The following is a 15388-nucleotide window of genomic DNA, read 5'->3' as shown; positions in this document are numbered from 1 at the left end:
TTACACACCCAGCAGTTTCCTGGTCTCCCCATAGACAATCTCATATACCGTCTGCTTCCGATAAGAGATCCCCGCCTCATCCATGGCCCGGCGCTGCTTATCCGTCACCACCGTATAAGGATAGACGCCAAACAGGAAGGGGAAGAACAGATAGAGAAAATCCTGCCGCTCCTCTTCTGTCATCTCCGGGAAAAACTGTTCCAGGCAATTCCCCACTTCCGCAAGCGCCCTGCCATAGACCACCTTGAACTCCACCAGCCGCTCAAACCGGCAGTTTTCCTCCAGGTCGTAGAGATTCATGGAAAGAAGCTTCAGAAGCTGCTGCCGCTCCTCCAGAGAGCGGGCCAGTTCCCCGGCGAACTCCTCCCGGCTCATCCTCTCATGGTCTTCCCTTGCTTTTTCCAGCCGGGCGGTCCACCGCTCATATTCCCGCTGCAGAAGGGCCAGAAAAATCTCTTCCTTGGTCTGAAAATAATTGTAGATGGAAGCCCGGGTAAGGGAGATGGCCGAACTGATCTCCTTCATGGTGATCTCCTTAAAGCTTACGGTCTCATACAGCCTGGCGCAGCCTTCTATGATCTCCTCCCTGCGGGCGTTGGTCAATGCTTCCGATCCTTTCGGCACAGGATCACCCCCTCGCTTAGATGATGTCTCCTGTTACCTTCCCGTGAAGGAGCTTTCCGGCCTTGATGTCAAGCCCTGGATACTGCTGCTGCAGGCTTCGCACTGCCGGCTCCAGACGGCTGCCCCCGGAGGTGGCGAAGACCACAATCTCTTTCCCGGCAAGGTCGTTATTCTCTATAAAGGTATTCACCGCATGAGGCGCCACAGCCCACCAGATGGGGAACCCTACGTACACTCTGTCGTAGCCGGAAAGATCCGTCTTCTCCTCTGCCAGTTCCGGCCGGGAGGCGGGATCATTCATCTCCACAGAGCTGCGGCTTTTGCTGTTGGTCCAGTCCAGATCCGCCCGGGAATACTCCCTGGCCGGCCGGATCTCGTGGAGGTCCGCTCCCACCGCCTGGGCAAGCTGCTCTGCCGCCCGCTTTGTCACACCGCTTGCAGAAAAATACGTTACCAATCGTTTCATCATAAATCCCTCCCGAAAAAAATATTCTGACACCGTGTCAATTTTTTACGTCCCTATTTTGACACAATGTCAGAATAAATTCAAATACTTTTTTTACATATCTTTCCATGCCTTTTGGGCATAAAAAAGTCCTCTGGCGCCGATTGCCAGAGGACTCTCTTTTTCGTCTGCTCTATTTTGCTTCGGATCCCACACCCAGACTGTCGATGATGGTGATAACCAGCCCCCGGATGCTGTTTTCCGTGGTCCGGTAAGGCGCAATACGCAAGGTATAGTAGCGCCCATTCATGGCTGTCACCTCCCGGTCAATAGGTACCAGGTTCTTCAGTACGTCTTTCGCGTCTTTGATGATGTCTTCCTCCGGGAAGCTGTGGGCAAAGATCTGGAAGGAACGTCCCACATCATGCTCCATCAACTGGAACTCTCTCCCCACATATTCAGTAAATTTCCGGATATTCAGATTGCTGTCCACAAACAGGATCCCGATCATCGTGGAGGACAGGAAGTTGGACAAATCGTTAGTCAGCATCGTCAGTTCATCCAGCTTCTGCTGATACTCTGTATTCACTGTGTATAATTCTTCGTTTACCGACTGCAGCTCCTCATTGGAACTCTGAAGCTCCTCATTGGCTGTCAGCAGTTCCTCGTTAGCTGCCTGCAGCTCTTCATTGACCGTCTCCAGTTCTCCGATGGTGGATTTCAGGTCGTTCTGTGACTCATGAAGCTCCTGCTCCAGATCTGCGATCCTTCTGGCCGCCGTAGTATCCACGTCATATTTCTCAGTCACTCCCTGCAGCTCGATCTCACGATTCTCGTTAAACAGTACCGCGATCAGCCCGGTGTCCTCCCTGTCCCTTCCGGAAATCGGGCTGACTGTCAGATCAATGGTCCTGCGGCCGGAGACACAATCTACCGTAATGCCGGTGTAAGTAACTGCAACATGCTCAGACCTGCACCGGTTCAGCGCAGTGGATGCCACAAGACTGATATCCTTATTGACCATACTGAAGAAATTAAAGGTCGCTTTCCCCGGCGCGATAGCCAGATACTCCTGATAATCTCCAAAGAAATGGATCACCTGGTTCCCCTCGTTGACCACAACCGTCGCCGGGAGGAACTGCTCCAGGAAATGCACATATGTATTCTCCAGTGTATAATCTACTGCTTCCCGGTCCGCCGCGCTGGCAGTCCTGGGCAGGACTGTCTGTACGTTGGGAATGTGGAAAGCAGGCGGTAAAAACTCATCCACCTTTCCTTCTCCTTTGTGAACATAGATTTTCTCCAAATTGCAGACTGGCGTGAACACATTCACATATTCGCCTGCCGTCTCGCTCTTGCCAAGGAACAGATAGCCTCCGTTCTTCAGTGCGGAATGGAAAATCCCAAACAACGATCTTTGCAGTACCGGCTGGAAATAGATCATCACATTCCGGCAGCTGATCAGATCCAGCTTGCCAAACGGCGGATCTGAAAGCATATTATGGGGAGCAAAGATGATCATCCGGCGGATCTCCTTGGAGATCATATACTGATCGTTTTTCTTGGTAAAAAACCGGGCCAGACGCTCGCTGGAAACATCATCCAGGATACTCTCTGTATAGATGCCCTTTCCTGCCTGTTCAATGGCCTTGGTATCCACATCTGTGGCAAAGATCTTGATATCCCGGTGTACATTCAGCTCCTCCAGTACCTCCCGGAACAGGATCGCCAGAGAATATGCCTCCTCCCCTGTGGAACAGCCCGCGCTCCAGACACGGATAGGCTCTTTTTCTTCTGCCCGCTCTACGATTTCATAGATCACTGTGGATTTTAATTTCTCAAAATATTCCGGATCCCGGAAGAAATTCGTCACTCCGATCAGGATTTCCTTCACCAGGATATCTGCCTCTTCGATCTGATGTTCCAGAAGATTCACATAACCCTGGAGATTCTGGCTGTGGGTGACCACCATCCGGCGTTCGATCCGCCGCAGCACCGTAGTCCGCTTATAATTGGTGAAGTCAATCCCGCTTGCCTTCTTCAGGATGGCGTAGATCCTGGGAAATGTTTCCTCGTCTGTGAAAAACTCTTCCTGCTCCTGAGGCTGAAGCAACGTAGGATAATTGGAGAAGTTCAGGATCTCATCTACGATCTCTTCCGGAGAGAGGACAAAGTCCGCAAGCCCGGTATTGATGGCGCTTCTTGGCATCCCGTCGAACTTCGCCGTCTCCGGGCGCTGAATGATAACCAGCCCGCCGTTTTCCTTCACCGCCTTGATCCCGCTGGTCCCGTCTGAACCCGTTCCTGACAGCACCACTGCGATGGCTTTCTCCTTCTTCTCCACGGCCAGCGACGCGAAAAATATATCGATGGGGTGATTCAGGGTCCCCTGGACATAATCTACCAGCATCAGCTTTCCCTGCCGCAGGATCAGATTTTTCTTGGGCGGGATCAGATATACCGTATTTTCCTGGACTTCCATCTCGTTTTCTGCCTGGATCACCATCATTTCCGTATGTTTCCCCAGGATATCCGCCATCAGGCTCTTATAATCCGGAGACAAATGCTGGATCACAACGAAACTCATCCCGCTGTTTCCCGGCATATGCTGGAAAAACTGCTGAAGCGCCTCCAGCCCTCCGGCAGAAGCGCCGATCCCCACCACAAGCGGGGATTGCTGTTCTGTCTCCGGGGTATATTCCATCCTGTTTTCTTCCGACATCTTACAATACCTCCTCCGCATTTTCCTTACTTTTCTCTAACTCAAATATTGCTTTTCAAATTCCTGGGACGACAGAGGTCTGGCATAATAATACCCCTGTCCGTAGATACAGCCCGCGGCCAGAAGCGCGTCTCTTTGCTGAACGGTCTCTACTCCTTCCGCCACACATTTCATATGGAAATTCTTACAGATCTCCGTAATGTTCTGCACCAGCATCCCACTGATCTCATTTCCGGGAAGATCGTTCACCAGACTGCGGTCCAATTTCACGGTGCTGAACTGGATATTGCTGAGTACCGACATATTGGCATATCCTGTACCAAAATCGTCCAGTTCAAACAGGATCCCACAGTGTTCGAAATCCCGCACGATCTGTGCCAGGGTGGCATTCTCCATATCTCCGGCCGTCTCTGTGATCTCCAGTTCGATCTGATCTGCCGGGATCTCCGGATAGCGGCTCTGGATCGCCAGTACGGAAGCCAGCGCCGTGGGATTAAACAAGGTAATCCGGGATATATTGATGGAAACTTTCGGCAGAGGAATGCCTCTTCCCTTCCAGTCGCTCAGCTGCTTCATCACCGCTTCCAGCATGAAAAGATCCAGTTCCCGCACAGAACCCGTATGTTCCAGTTCCTCGATAAACTGGGCCGGCACAAGGATCGTTCCATCCGGGTCCACCCCTCTTGCCAGCGCTTCCGCGCCGGTCATCTGGCCGCTTCTCATATCGATCTTCGGCTGGAAATAGGGAACGAACCGGGTATTGGCATACTCCTGATCCTCCAGGGTAAGCCCCTCGTCCGCATTTGCCGTCCAGTCATCGGCTTCCAGCCCATTCTTGTCGTTTATCATGATCTTCTGGGCTTCCCGCACCATATTGCTGGCGGAAAAGATCCCTTCAGCCCAGACATAACCCATCCGCACTTTTCTCGGATATCTGCGCTGGATCACAGTCCGCAGTCTGTTGCAGCGGGCTCCGAACACTTCCTGGGTGGTATTGGGGAAAAGCACCACAAATTCCGTATCCCAGGTTCGGAAGATATAAGCTCTTCCGAAGATCTTCGCCAGCATCTCAGACAAATACAAAAGAAGCCTCTTGCCGTATTCAAATCCAAACCGGTTGTTAAGATCTGTAAAATACGGCACATCCATAGCCACCGCCCCCATGGAAGTATAAGAATCTGAATTCAGGGAATAGATCACATCCAGATAAGAACTCAGATTGGGCAGACTGGTAAGGGTATCGTGATCCGGGATCGCCGCCCGCTCTTTCTGAAGCTGGAACCGCCGCTCTTCATTCTGGATATAGGGCACCAGGGTCTCCAGAAGGGTAACATCCCCATGCAGTTTCTGAGGATTCTCCACACAGAGGAACCCTTGTGTCTCTTCATCCCGCCTGATCGGGAACGCGATGAAATGCCACCGCCTGTTGACGCCGCCTTCTTCCGATGCCAGATTCGGCGTGTCTGTGGAGATAGCTTTTCCCTCTTTCAGGCATCTTTTCAACAGTGGGATGTCATTTACCTTCATCCCGGACATAATATTACGGATACTCTGCTTGGAATCACTGGTCCACTCATGAGCCATTGTCAGTGTCTGTTCATCTTCTCCCAGTACCAGGAAATACACTCTGGAAGCCTGATAATATTCCCCAATGGAAGAAAGCGCGCTTAAAATGGACGCCTCCATGGTTCCCGCCGTCAGCATATCGGTCACACAGTGGAAGGCAGTATTCTGCTCTTCTTTCGTAAGTGGGCGCTCTGGTTTTTCTTTCTGCACCTGGATCTCTTCCTCTTTGTTCTCCCTGCGCAGCCCCACCCAGCTCCAGTCTTCATCTTTGCCGGGAAATACCACGGTATCCACCGCCACATCCTTCCAGACCTCACACAGATATCCGGCCTTAAGCCTCAAAATCTCGTAATCCACTTCATTCATCTGGCCCGCCACGGTTCCTGCCACAAAACGCGTGGCCACAATGTCGATAATATTTGGCATGGAGATCCGCAGATAAGCAAAAGCATCTTCGATTCTTCGCTTCCCATCAAACTTCGTCCCGATCTGAGGGAAGAAGACCATCATGGAATCCTGCCGGTACTGCCCCAGGATACAGTCGGCTCCAAGAGCCAGGGACAAAGCCGCTGCCACAAACTGCCGGAGATCTCTGTTCTTCTCTTCGTCATTCCACGGCTCTCCGATCATACGGATCATCGTCAGCGCACAGTTCCCCTGCCCGCCTCCCTGGAGCAGCTTCTCCACGATCCTGGCAAAAGTCTCTTCGGCATAGAGCCCGCTTACCGGATCCCTTTTCACCGGCTCTTCCGCCATCTTCTCCCAGTCGTGCCGCTTCTGCATATCACACAGACAGGCGTACATCCGAATATCTTCTGTCTTGGAATCTTTCACAAGGTTAACGGATGCCGACATCCAGCGGATATTTCCGCCTTCATCCACCCTCTGATAATCTGTTCTCGACCAGTATTCTCCCCGGTCATACGCCGCCAGCAGATTCTCCCGGTCAAACTGTTTCCCAAACTCCTCTTCCTTGGTTTTGGTAAACATCTGGATCTGACCGGCATGTAAAAGTTCTGAATAGGTCTTTCCCCACGTCCACGCCGTTTGATCGATCCCGCCGATCCAGACTTCATCCATAGAGTCCGCGGTAAGATTGACCTTCATCCTAAGCAGAAGACTTCCAAATACCGCTTCCGGCAGCGGGCGCCTCTGGATCGCATCGCTTCCAAGTCCCGCCATGCTGGGAAGCTTTGACTGCACGCCGATCGCCTTCACCGGAAGCCCGTCCCGGTCGTAGGTCATACGGTAGGAAAGGGACACCCATCCATAACAGTTGTTGACTCTGTCCCGTATGATGAAATTCCCGCTCCCCGCGGCCTTCCCTGCCAGCAGATTCTCTGCGAAATCACGAAAATCCGCGGCAGAATCCGTATGAATGATCCCCTGGTCCAAAAAAGACCATGGAAAATCTTCAATCCCGGTCTCCTCCAGACAACATTGTTTTTCCACATTATAGGTGTTAAATGTCCGGGTTCCCAGATCCACCTCCCACAGGATATGCGGCATCTGCCGGAAGGCGACCCGCAGTCTTTCGTTGCTCTCCTGAAGCTGCCTGTCTTTCTCGATCACTTCTGAAATATCGGTGGATATTTCCAGCATAACAGGATACAGACTTCCGGGATATGCCACTTTTGTCAGACGAACATGACGCCAGCGCCAGTGTTTTCCATCGCCTGACGCCCGGTGAACGTGATCGGAGGGCTCTTCCTTCTGTGCGCCCTCCCGGATCATCCGGATATAATCCTCCCTATAGTCCGGATGAATTACCACCTGATCCAGATCACAGGGCAGAGATAACTTCTCCGGTTCGATCCCCAGCATATGATAAAAACCCTGGTTCGCATAGATCACTTTGATCTCCGGTCCAACCTCCAGAAGACTGACGCCCCCGTCCAGATATTTCAGCAGCGTATCCAGAGAGATCGGCTCGCTCTTATGCCGCCCCCCTGCCCTATCACTGGCGCCAGCTTCCGATTGATCCGTAAATACACAGGAACTCCCCCTGCCATTATTCTTCGCTTCATAAAGAGCCGCGGCCGCCTGGCCAAACAATTTCTCAAATGTTATCTCATCACCGGAAGCCACATAGGCCCCCACACAGGCAGTTACACAAACCTCTGACTTTTCTCCCGTTTCAAACCGGACTCCTTCACAGATCTCCCTGGCCTTTTCAGTTGCATCCTTTACAGAAAATCTTCCTGACATAAAAGCCAGAAATTCCTTTTCTCCGATCCGGCTCACAAGATCCGAGGCCTTAAAAAAGGCCGAAAGCCGCTGTCCGGCACAATGCGCCAGATGCGCTTTCTCCTTCTGTCCCAGTTTCTCCTTCGCATTATACGTATCGTCAAATTCGATCATAAATACAGCGCAGAGATCTTTTTCCGACATCTGCTCCAGGCACCATGTAATATGTTCCCGGATCGACGGACCATCCAGAAGCTCTGGCTGTTTATGTCTGTATTTGGGTGTCAGACTCTTTGTGCTGCGCTTTCCGGCTTCTGGTCTCATTCTCTCGCTCATTCCTTTTTACCCCCTCCCCTCCAAATTTTTACAGGGGTGCTTATTGACATGTTAATGGCTGGTATATTCTATTGTCCATTATAGACCTATTTTTCAGTATATTCAACAAAAGACCGTTAAATTTTCAACAAAAAAAAGCCACTATGCGTGGCTTTTTTCTCCCTTTATTCCGTCTCCTCCGCCTCCATGCTCTTTCCATGGCTGCTCTCATTTCCCAGATCATATTTCTGGCTGTATTTTGTAAAATAAGAATAGTATTCCATGCCTTCTCCGGCGTAAACCCTGGAATCGTGGATATGGATATCCTCTCCGTCCTCCCCGCTTTTCTCCATAGCCGACACAATGCTGGCACAGTGGGCTGCGATACGGGTGAAACTGTTCAGGATATCATTGAAGACCGTGCCTTCTTCCAGGCCGCAGGCTCCGCTTCCCAGCCGGATCACATGGTTGTGCTTCAGTTCGTCGCACAGGTTGGTGATCACCACGCCCAGAGGCGATACCTTGGCGCCCTCATTCTGATCTTCTTCTGTAAATGCTTTGGCAGTGATGTTCATAACCTCCCGCACGGCCCCCATTACCACGTTCAGCTCATCCATAGCTTCTTCCGAGAAGGTCAGCCTGCTTTCCTGCATCTCATTGGACAAATGCGCAATATAAGACGCATGGTCCCCGATCCTCTCAAAGTCGCTGATGGTACTAAGATAAAGGGACATCCGCCGGGACTGGGCCGTAGTCAGCTCTTTCTTCGTCAGCCGCATAAGATAGGCCCCCAGCCGGGTCTCATATTTATCGATCAGGTCTTCCTTGCGCAGCACTTTCTCAAAGCGGTCCTGGTCGTACTCATTCAGAAGATTCATGGCCCGGTTTACATTTTTACGCACCTTCTTGGCCATTCCGGATATAACGCGCTGGCACTGGCCCATGGCAAGCGCCGGATAAACTACCAGACGCTCCTCCAGAAGCTCCAGATCCGCCTCTTCTTCCATCTCTTCCTTCGAATCCTTCACCAGCATGCAGACCAGTTTCTCCAGCTTGGGGATAAACGGGAACAGCACGCACACCGTGGCCACACGGAAAATGGTGTTGATAAATGCCACTGATACCGGCGTCATGATCCGGTCCATAAACCCAAAGTGCAGGAATCCATTGGCAGCATAAAAGACGATCCCCCAGAAGATCATCCCAAACAGGTCGTTGAGAAGATAGATAAGAGCCGTCCGCTTCCCGTTCTTATTGGCGCCGATCGAGGAGATCAGCACCGGGCAGGCCGCTCCCACGCCGATTCCCAGCACAATGGGAAATGCGCTGGCAAAGGTCAGAATCCCGGTCACAGACAAGGCCTGCAGCACACCTACCGCCGCCGACGCGCTCTGCAGCACTGCGGTAAATGCGATCCCCACCAGGATTCCCATCAGAGGATTGGAGAACATGGTAAGCATGCTGACAAAAAATTCATTTTCCCGCAGAGGCTCCACCGCCCCGCTCATGGTCTGCATCCCCATCATCAGGATGGCGAATCCCAGCATGATATTGCCGATATTCCGATAGACGGGTCGCTTGCCGAACATCCGCAGCACAATACCCACAACCGCCACGATGGCCGAGATGGTCGCCGTGGACAGGATCGTCGCCCATCCTCCGGAACCCTCGATATAGGAAAGACACAGGATCCATCCTGTGATACTTGTCCCGATATTGGCTCCCATAATGATACTGATGGCCTGCCGCAGCTTCATCATCATGGAATTGACGAAACCGATCACCATCACCGTCGTGGCGGAGGAGGACTGGATCACGCAGGTCACCCCCGCCCCCAGGGCAACCCCCTTCAAGGGTGTATTGGTCATCTTATACAAAAATGTTTCCAGCTTGTCACCGGCCACCATCTTCAGTCCGTCTCCCATCAGAAGCATGCCATAGAGGAACATGGCTACGCCGCTCAAAAGAGCCAGGACCATTGAAAATATTTCCATAACTTTTTCTCTTTCGTTCTGTGTCCCCGCATCCGGGGTGTGAAATAAAAGAACCTTATCCGTATAGACTCACGGATAAGGTTCTTCTTCGTTTTCTGTCGCGCTTATTCTACGGTTCATCTTCGTCCTGTGGACTTGATTCGCCTAGTTTCCAGCCATCTGCGCCGCAACCTCAGCCGCGAAGTCCTCGTTCTTCTTCTCCAGGCCCTCGCCGGTCTCATAGCGGACGAATTTCTTAAGAGACAGCTTGGCGCCGGTCTCTTTGGCTACCTTCTCTACATATTTGCCAACGGTCAGGTCGCTGTCCTGTACATAAACCTGATCCAGCAGGCAGATCTCTTTCAGCTCTTTGTTGAGACGGCCAACCAGCATCTTCTCGATGATGTTGTCCGGCTTCGGCTTGCTGCTCTCTTCGTTTTCCTTCTTGGCCTGAGCCATCAGGATCTCTTTCTCGTGCTCAATGTAATCCTCCGGTACTTCCTCGCGGGATACATACTTGGGATACATTGCTGCAACCTGCATTGCCACGTTCTTCAGGCAGGTTCTGATCTCGTCGTTCACTACGTCAGTCTCAGCCTCTACCAGAACGCCGATCCTTCCGCCGCCGTGGATATAAGATACGATGCAGCCGTCAGATACGATCTTCTCAAATCTGCGGATGCTCAGCTTCTCGCCGATCACTGCGATCTTCTCGGTCAGAGCTTCCTGAACAGTCTTGCCTGCTTCTGCATTCCAGCTCTCAGCCAGGAACGCATCCATGTCTTTTGCGTCAGATGTCATCGCCTGAGCTACTACATCCTTAACAAATGCCTGGAAATCAGCATTCTTTGCCACGAAGTCTGTCTCAGAGTTTACTTCTACGATCGCTGCGGTCTTGTCGTCTTTGACTTCTGCCATTACGATACCTTCTGCCGCGATACGTCCGGCCTTCTTCTCTGCCTTTGCCTGGCCGTTCTTTCTCAGATATTCGATAGCCGCGTCCATGTTGCCGTCAGTCTCGCTCAGAGCCTTCTTGCAGTCCATCATGCCCGCGCCGGTCATCTCTCTTAACTCTTTTACCATACTAGCTGTAACTGCCATGATCCTTCTCCTCCAAATTTCCTTTTACTCTTCTGTCTCGACAGCTTCAGAAGCCTCAGCCTCTGCTGCTTTCTCGGCAGTCTCCTCGCCGTAAACTTCCTCGTCTGCGCCGGTCATTCCCTGATTAGCCTCTACCACTGCGTCCGCCATCTTGGAAACGATCAGTTTTACTGCACGGATCGCGTCATCGTTGCCCGGGATCACATAATCCAGTTCCTCCGGATCACAGTTGGTATCAGCGATACCGATCAGCGGGATTCCAAGGATATGAGCTTCCTGAACACAGATTCTCTCCTTCTTCGGGTCAACTACGAAAATCGCGTCCGGAAGTCTCTTCATCTCTTTGATACCGCCAAGGTTCTTCTCCAGCTTCTCCCACTCTTTCTTCAGCTGGATCACTTCCTTCTTCGGCAGAACATCAAAGGTTCCGTCCTCAGCCATTCTCTCGATCTCTTTGAGACGTCCGATCCGGCTCTTGATGGTCTTGAAGTTGGTGAGCATTCCGCCCAGCCATCTCTCATTTACATAGAACATTCCGCAGCGCTCTGCTTCTGTCTGGATCGCGTCCTGGGCCTGCTTCTTGGTTCCTACGAAAAGGATGGTTCCGCCCGCTGCCGCGATGTCGGCAACTGCCTGGTAAGCCTCGTCAACTTTGCCTACAGACTTCTGCAGATCGATGATGTAGATCCCGTTTCTCTCCGTGTAAATGTACGGAGCCATCTTGGGGTTCCATCTTCTGGTCTGGTGTCCGAAGTGAACACCTGCTTCTAAAAGCTGCTTCATTGAAATAACACTCATGTTTCTTTCCTCCATTTTGGTTTTTTCTTCCGCATGTCCGTAAACCCTTGAAACCGCGGCTTTTCTGCCATCGGCACCGTCTTGGGCAAAGACAGGCGTGTTTTTTTGCGACTTTTGTATAATAGCACAAAACCCTTGCGATTGCAAGGGTTTTGTAAGGATTCATCTCATTCTGTTTCTACCAGTATCTTCTTACCGCCAGTACAGTCCGGTAACCGATGGAAGAAGTCTTGATGCCTCCCGCCGGATAAGGCTTTTCATTGGAAGCATGCACGATGGTATTATTGCCGATATAGATGGCCACGTGGCCGCTGTAACAGATCACGTCTCCCGGCATCCGGTCCGCGTAAGCAACGGCTTTCCCGCCGCTGCGGATGGCGCTGGATGTTCTGGGAGTAGAGATCCCGAACTTGGCATGGATCTGCTGTACAAATCCGGAACAGTCGATACCGTTGGTCAGGCTGTTCCCGCCGTACACATATTTATTTCCTATGTATTCACATCCCTTGTTGGCGATCTGCTGTCCCAGGGAAGCATTGCTCGGTTTGGAAGAAGAAGAGCTTCCGCCGGAAGGCTTGCTGCTGGCATTGCCGGAGGGCTTGCTGTTAGACGGCTTATTATTGGAAGGCTTGTCGTTGGAAGAACTGCTGTCGGAATCTCCGTCGCCGTTATTCTCCGCCACCGACTGGATCACATCGTCCGCCGCCGAAGTATCGCCGTCGTTCCCATTGCCCATCTCCTGCAGCTGTGCAGCCGCTTCCTCTTTGGCTGCAGCAAGCTGGGTGTCAAAGTCTGCGATCTGCTCCTCCATCTGGGTCAGGGTGCTCTGCAGGTTGGTCTTCTGACTCTCCATATCCTGAGCCATCACTTCCATATCTCCCTGTCCGGCTTCCAGATCCAGCTTCAGATCCTTGATCTCATTCTTCGTAGCCACGTATTCATCCAGCATATCCCGGTCATATTTGTTGACCTTCTGCACATATTCCGCTTTGTTGACAAAATCGGTAAAATCCGTTGCGGAAACCAGAACAGAGATAAAAGAGCCCTCTCCGTTCTCATACATATATTTGATCCGCAGCTTCATATCTTCATACTGCTGCTTTTCTTTCTCTTCTGCATCTTCCAGATCTTTCCCTGCCTGGTCGATCTTCTTCTCCTGGTTCTTCATATCCTGCTGGAGCGCTTCATACTCCACCAGGAGATCCACCAGATCCTGGTTCACGCTGGCAGCCTGGGCTTCCGCCTGGCTCTTCTGACTCTCCAGTGATTTCACTTCATCCTGAGGCGCCGCATAAACAGGCGCTACAATCAAAGAACTCACCACAGTACCCGTGATGAGTGTTCTGATCAAACGTCTCTTCATAAATCCTCACCCATCCTTATTAATTGTACTTTACTCATACGCCCCCGCATACTTGTGTTTAGAATACAACATTTTGTAACATATTTCAATGTTTTTTAACAAATTACCAAAAATCCCCGGTAAAAACCGGGGATTTCCACTCAAACTTTATTATTTTTTACCAATAACGTCTGTACCAGGGTGAACCATATACGGATGCAACCTTTACCACATCACCCGGCTTGGGCGCATGGATCATCTGGCCGCCGCCGATATAGATCCCTACATGGCCGGAGTAACATACCACGTCACCCGGTTTGGGGCTGCTGACCGCCTGGCCGCCGCCGCCCTGGGCTCCCGAGGTACGTCCCACGCTGATGCCCGCCACTCTGTGACAGTACTGCACAAGTCCGGAACAGTCAAGTCCCTTGCCCGGTGTAGAGCCGCCCCATTTATAGGGAACTCCCAGCTGAGAGTAAGCTGCGCTGACAATCTTCTGAGCTACAGCGGTATCACCTTTGCCTACATAATTGCTGCTGGAACTGTTTCCGGAACCGTTGCCGCCTCCGTTGCCGCCGTTGCCACCGTTTCCGCCGTTATTCTGCTCCTGAGCCTGCTGCCGTCTTCTCGCTGCGGCCGCAGCCTCGGCTGCCTCCTGGATCTGTGCATCCAGATCCTCGATCTCGCCCTGCTTCTCCTCGATGGTAGCGTTCAGAGACTGCTCCTGCTCCTCATACTCAGACTGCATGGACTCCATGCTCTTCTGCTCTTCTTCCAGCGTTGTCTTAAGAGTCTCTACTTCCTTCTTGGTAGCCACATATTCGTCCAGCTTCTCTCTGTCATAAGAATAAACATTCTGGACATACTCTGCGTTGTTTACAAAATCAGTAAAGTTGTCGGCGGTCACCAGCGTCTCCAGCATGCTGACATCGCCCTGCTCATACATATATTTAATACGAAGCTTCATGTCTTCGTACTGCTGCTTCTCTTTTTCTTCAGCTTTCTTAAGATCTTCCTCTGCCTGGGTAATCTCCTCGCCCTTCGCGATCAGATCCGTCTCCAGTTCATCCAGCTTCTCCATGGTAGCCGCCAGCTGATCCTTCAGAGAATTCACCTCAGTCTGGACTGCCGCCTTATCGTCTTTCAGATCACTTACGGATGGTGCCGCGAAAACCGGCGTAGCGATCAGAGAACTTGCCGCAACCGCCGCCAGAAGTCTTATCCCAAATTTCCTCATTATCATCATCCTTTTACAAAAAATTGACATAAATATTAACAATAAAACCTTATATTGAATAGATTATATCCCATCCCCAACACTTTTGCAACATTTTTTAATAAATTTGTAACATATCCCCCCCAGTTCAGCAATACAGCTGTCGGGAAAGAAACCATGCTCGCATGAGTTTCTGACCAGGCAGCTGTATTGAGTGAGCGCCGTCTTATGAGCAAAACAGCGGCGTATGCCGCAGTAGAGCCCCGCAAGGGGCGGGTTTTGCGAATAGGCGCGGCTGAACTGGGCATACGCTTACACCCGCGCCGCCGATCCTTCTCCCGCATCCGGCAGATCCGGCTTCTCCTCGATCCGCTGGATAAACAGATACATGGAAGAAGCCACCGCCGCGCAGACCACCGTGATCACCCCTGCCCGCATGGGTTCCTGGAGCAGCCAGTCAAAGAGGTGGAACTGAGTGGCGAACACAGACAGAAGGTTCACCGCGATATGGGCCGCCACCGGCGCCTTCACGGAACCATATTTCTCATAGATGTAACAGAATACCATTCCCAGCAGGAAACCGTAGATCATCTGGATCATGTTCATATGAAGGAAGGCAAATACGGCGGAAGCATAAAGCGCTGCCTGCCAGAAGGGAGCCCGCTCCCGCAGCCGCTTGAACATCAGGCCCCGGAAGACAAGTTCCTCGCACATGGGGACCAGAACCCCAAGGCAGATGATCTGCGCCGCAAAGGGAGCCGCGTAAAGCAGAGATATGGTCTGCTCATAGGCTGCGTCATAGCTGGACAGGTTGCCGATCAGCACCAGGTTGTTAAATCCTAGGGAGATCCCCAGCACCATCAGGATCAGGGCAAAATATTTCCACAGAGGCGCTTTCTTATTGGGCACGATGCCTGCCATCCGCTCCCGCAGCCGGTCCTTGTGGAACATCACAAGAAGCACAGGGATGGTCACCAGGGCCGCCACTCCTTCCACGATGGTAGTCACCTGCAGGATCTCTCCCATCAGCTGCTGGTAGAGATCACTGATCTTACTCTGGTCCATGGTTGCCTGGTTCACCAGATCCGGATTCTTGGCC

General features: G+C 51.8%; 10 protein-coding genes. All 10 read right to left on the bottom strand.

From position 1 onward, the window contains the following. Entirely contained in the window at nt 1–624 is a 624-nt protein-coding gene (locus tag ACML7B_RS04510; protein ID WP_418539465.1) for a TetR family transcriptional regulator, read from the bottom strand. Between the two features lie 16 nt (nt 625–640). Then, on the bottom strand, nt 641–1093 hold the full coding sequence (locus tag ACML7B_RS04505; protein WP_418539464.1) for a flavodoxin: 453 nt from the start codon (nt 1091–1093) through the stop codon (nt 641–643). Between the two features lie 169 nt (nt 1094–1262). Beyond that, nucleotides 1263–3791, bottom strand: a complete 2529-nt coding sequence (locus ACML7B_RS04500) for a CheR family methyltransferase (protein WP_162298239.1) — start codon at nt 3789–3791, stop codon at nt 1263–1265. Nucleotides 3792–3827: 36 nt separating this feature from the next. Next, entirely contained in the window at nt 3828–7880 is a 4053-nt protein-coding gene (locus ACML7B_RS04495; RefSeq protein WP_418539463.1) for an EAL domain-containing protein, read from the bottom strand. A 164-nt stretch (nt 7881–8044) separates the two neighbouring features. After that, the gene (locus ACML7B_RS04490; RefSeq protein WP_418539462.1) at nt 8045–9853 is read right to left on the bottom strand and encodes a Na/Pi cotransporter family protein; all 1809 of its coding nucleotides are present in this window, start codon (nt 9851–9853) and stop codon (nt 8045–8047) included. Nucleotides 9854–9997: 144 nt separating this feature from the next. Next, complete coding sequence (gene tsf, locus ACML7B_RS04485; RefSeq protein ID WP_418539486.1) at nt 9998–10936, bottom strand: translation elongation factor Ts; 939 nt, start codon at nt 10934–10936, stop codon at nt 9998–10000. Nucleotides 10937–10957: 21 nt separating this feature from the next. Then, nucleotides 10958–11731 (bottom strand): 30S ribosomal protein S2, encoded by a 774-nt coding sequence (gene rpsB / locus ACML7B_RS04480; protein ID WP_418539461.1) that lies wholly within the window; start codon nt 11729–11731, stop codon nt 10958–10960. Nucleotides 11732–11909: 178 nt separating this feature from the next. Continuing rightward, a complete protein-coding gene (locus ACML7B_RS04475; protein ID WP_418539460.1) occupies nt 11910–13094 on the bottom strand; it encodes a coiled-coil domain-containing protein in 1185 nt (394 codons plus the stop codon). 157 nt (nt 13095–13251) lie between these two features. Continuing rightward, complete coding sequence (locus tag ACML7B_RS04470; protein ID WP_346708687.1) at nt 13252–14310, bottom strand: NlpC/P60 family protein; 1059 nt, start codon at nt 14308–14310, stop codon at nt 13252–13254. 291 nt (nt 14311–14601) lie between these two features. Beyond that, nucleotides 14602–15388 (bottom strand): lysostaphin resistance A-like protein (locus tag ACML7B_RS04465; protein WP_418539459.1); only part of this gene is annotated, 787 nt, incomplete at its 5' end.

The sequence above is a fragment of the Massilistercora timonensis genome (assembly GCF_048354975.1).
GTDB classification, from domain to species: Bacteria; Bacillota; Clostridia; order Lachnospirales; family Lachnospiraceae; genus Massilistercora; species Massilistercora timonensis.
Note: the sequence above shows the minus strand (reverse complement) of the source record. Positions and strands in the feature narration are given on the sequence as shown.

What these genes read in the sequence shown, in the direction of transcription:
- ACML7B_RS04505 (WP_418539464.1), bottom strand. Translation starts at nt 1,093, where the DNA reads ATGATGAAACGATTGGTAACGTATTTTTCTGCAAGCGGTGTGACAAAG.
- ACML7B_RS04500 (WP_162298239.1), bottom strand. Translation starts at nt 3,791, where the DNA reads ATGTCGGAAGAAAACAGGATGGAATATACCCCGGAGACAGAACAGCAA.
- ACML7B_RS04495 (WP_418539463.1), bottom strand. Translation starts at nt 7,880, where the DNA reads ATGAGCGAGAGAATGAGACCAGAAGCCGGAAAGCGCAGCACAAAGAGT.
- ACML7B_RS04490 (WP_418539462.1), bottom strand. Translation starts at nt 9,853, where the DNA reads ATGGAAATATTTTCAATGGTCCTGGCTCTTTTGAGCGGCGTAGCCATG.
- rpsB (WP_418539461.1), bottom strand. Translation starts at nt 11,731, where the DNA reads ATGAGTGTTATTTCAATGAAGCAGCTTTTAGAAGCAGGTGTTCACTTC.
- ACML7B_RS04475 (WP_418539460.1), bottom strand. Translation starts at nt 13,094, where the DNA reads ATGAAGAGACGTTTGATCAGAACACTCATCACGGGTACTGTGGTGAGT.
- ACML7B_RS04470 (WP_346708687.1), bottom strand. Translation starts at nt 14,310, where the DNA reads ATGAGGAAATTTGGGATAAGACTTCTGGCGGCGGTTGCGGCAAGTTCT.